This is a genomic window from Shinella sp. GW835-FHT14H05 (assembly GCF_058793575.1).
The window spans coordinates 1-3358 of sequence record NZ_JBXAFY010000037.1 but is presented as its reverse complement, the minus strand read 5'-3'; the positions used below and the strand labels follow the sequence as shown (position 1 = coordinate 3358).

The window sequence follows — 3358 nt, the reverse complement described above, 5'->3', positions numbered from 1 at the left end:
TGGGATGAACCCGCAGAAGACGGCACATCGTCCGCACGGAAAACTGCAAGCGATGCAAGGCAATCAACGCGTACTTCACTTTGCATCCCTGGCGAAATACGCGGCCGCTTCCTAAGAAACACTCGTCTCGGCAATCATGGGTTCCAACTGGAAGCCTAGAGACCGGGCGCGTCGTTGCAGGTTTGCCAAAACCCTACCGCGATGCCGTTCGTCATAAGCGGCAGCACCAGGATCACGATAAGCCATGCCGAACCGAAGGGCATTGAAGAAGAGAACCGCGATCTTGCGTGCCGTCGCCGTCACGGCCTTCTGCTTTCCGATGCGCCGGCCAACCGCCGGTAAAATGCACCCAGTGCCGTGTCGCTTCGGCCAATAGTGGTGGCTGCCAACCGCAAGAGTGCGGTTGCCCGGCTCGATGATCGGCGGGTTGTCGACGAGAGAAGTCTTCCGCCAGATATTTTGTTGCCGGGAGCCAGGCAGAGCCATGATGTGAAGTGCTTGGCAGTGGGCCATGCCCGCAAATCCGTTCCGCATTCGCCGATGAGCTTGAGGGCGAGAGAGGAGCCGAGGCCGTGGATTTGCGTCAAGTCTGTGCCCGTAAGGCCGTATAGAGCCGCCCGGACATCAAAGGATGGTGCATTCGCCTGCTTGGTCTTCGTCCGGATTTTTGGCAGCGGCGCGCGCGGCCCTTCGACTTCAGCAGTCATCGTGGCAATCGATGCTTCCAGCTTGTGGCCGCATTCGAGCATCTTCAGTTGATAGAAGTCGTAAAGCTCCAGTGATTGGGAAAGAGCAAACACATGCTCATCACGATCGTTGCCGATCAACGATGCTTTGATCGTTTCGATAGAAGAGTGGCAGCGAACGTCACGCAAAGACGCCAGGACGTCGGGATCGCGCTCGCCGGAAACAATCGCCCGGATGATCTTCATACCCGTCACGCCGGTGATGTCGGAGACGACATGATGGAGCTGCAGGTTCATCTCCATGAGAGCTTTTCGCATGTGCTGGATATGAGCCGCCGCGTATTCGACCAGCCGTTCTCGCTGGCGCAGATAAGCACGCAGTGTCGCGACCTGTGAGTTCGGCCGAAAGCTTCCGCGCAACAGACCATAGGAATGCGGTTGGCGAAGCCATGCCGCATCGTTGACGTCGGTCTTCCGGCCGGGGACGTTCTTCGCATAACGCGCATTGACGAGGATCACCTCAAATCCGTGCTGCTCTAAAATCTCGAGTGCCGGTATCCAGTAGACACCGGTCGACTCCATCGCCACGCTTGTGACGCCGCAAGATCGGAACCAAGTGGCGAGGTCATGCAGTTCGTGGGTAAAGGTGCCGAAAGGGCGGATCGGCACGTCATCACTGTCCGGATAGACCGCCGCCATATGCATAGTGGACCCGATGTCGATGGCGGCGGCGCACGGATTCAAACGGGTGAGGTTCTGTGGTGCAGATGATCTTGTCTTGGGCATGGCTTCTCCTCCTTTGGTTGGGGAGGGGCTCGGCCGCGCAAGTTCGTCATTTTCCTAACCGGGATCGCCGCCAGAGCCGCGTCACCACTCTCAAGTTCGCAACAGCCCATGTGCAACGTTTTTTAACGGGGTCGAACGCCTCCAATAAGCAGTCGGCAACTCCCCTCCGGCAGCCTCGACAACTCTGGGGCTCATACTCAAGTGATGCTAATATGTCGTGCACATTTGTTGTGCCACCACTCCGAAGGCCATGATTTCGGCCGCGCGTATCTCAATGTACACGTTATCAGATTTTATTAGCCGGCTAAGACCCTTTAGCTAATTTGGCTCTTCGGCAGGCATCGGGAGTTGTGCAGTTCATGCGCAGCCGTGAATCGCTATTTTTGGATCGGCAAGCGCAAAATATTCCGTCCCTACTTGATCTAGTGTGTTGTTTTTGGCGCTAACAGCAAAAGGCGGCGGCGGTAAGCCGAGCCTTGAGCTTTCTGAGCAGTGAAAAAACCCTGACAGCTGTCAGGGTCTGAAGCCAGGTTCGCGGTGTCGAAAACAAATAGTTCAGGCGCGTTTCCCAACGTGAAATCTCGCGACGCATTCTCGCGACTACAATCGCATACAGGGAGATAAATCGGTAGACGAGGAGGTGCGCAAGACCACTATGTTCTAAATCGGCGTTCGCTCTTCGAGCGATCTTAACGATCTATTACTTTAAAGATCACCGGTAACTTCTAGGTCTCGCCGCCCAAAGTATAAGAGGTGGAGCATTCGTGCCTCGACCTAGAAACCACGCCCGCAAAGGGCGCAAAAAGCACACTCGGATCGTATTTAAATTTTTGTAAGGCTGTCGTGGCTCTCTGCGCGTTGGAAACTGGATTGAGTGAAGACAACGTGAATGGCGACAAAAATTTGACTTCAACGCGGTTCGTTATACCTCATTCCCACCCAAGCACGCGCGTGATGCCGGCACTTAGTCATTTCTCGTCCGCCCCCTTTAGACTTGGGCCTTTTCATCGCCATGACTTCTGCTGTTCTTCGGATGCACATTCGGCCATCGTAGGTCCGGTCTTCCGTATGTAGGGAAATATTAACAGTGCCGTGTCGACGCAGAGAGTGCCCACCATCGCATATAAATGAGCACCAATTCTATTTTCGCCAGAAATGAGCGGGCATGCTTGTAGTCGGTTTCTGTTAGCGGTCGCGCATCATTCTTGTGTCACGGTGCTGCCCTAGAGAACCGGCAAGATACGCCGTTTTAATCCGCCATCATGTTGCGAAGATCTAGATCTTCGGTCGCGGCTCGATCAATCAAGCCGATCGGAACTCGCAATATTCGTGCTCTAACTGATTTATGTTTTCGCAAATTGGACGGACTCGAATAAACTCGCTCTCCGTCGCGAAAAGAGGGATCTCCGGATCTAAAGGTATCGATTAGCATCACAGACTCGTGAAAAAGATACCGCTCTGAGAATGTATTTCCCAGATAAATAGCAGGGCAGTAGGTACATCGGCAACACGCTCCTTTTTACTGGGTACGGTCTCCATGCGAATTCTGCGCTTGTCATAGCTGGGTGTTAGAGGCGCATCCCAAAATTGTTCGCGCCTCTCCTTTATAGGGCACTTATCTTGGCCAAGCATTTAGACACCTCACCGTGAGGGGAAATTAGTGAATCATGTGCAGCGGAGGTTAGCTCGGTCTCGGAAGGATTGACCTCATTCTGTTCGTCTCAGAGAAGAAATGAGATAGTGTGCAAGGGCGTTTCACGTTGGCCAGAGATGGAGGGTTTGGGCTGCCGCAGCACCTAGTTATATACGGTGACCTGAGCCCCTGAACTTCCTCCAGATTTTGGTAGAGTCCGTCGTATCAAGGAGACGGACGGAATGAAGCATTC

Annotated in this window: 1 pseudogene; it reads right to left on the bottom strand. The window is 54.0% G+C overall.

The annotated features are described in order from the left end of the window. Nucleotides 1-111: 111 nt before the first annotated feature. Nucleotides 112-1472: pseudogene (locus AC1Q6Z_RS35205) on the bottom strand (IS110 family RNA-guided transposase). Nucleotides 1473-3358 lie beyond the last annotated feature (1886 nt).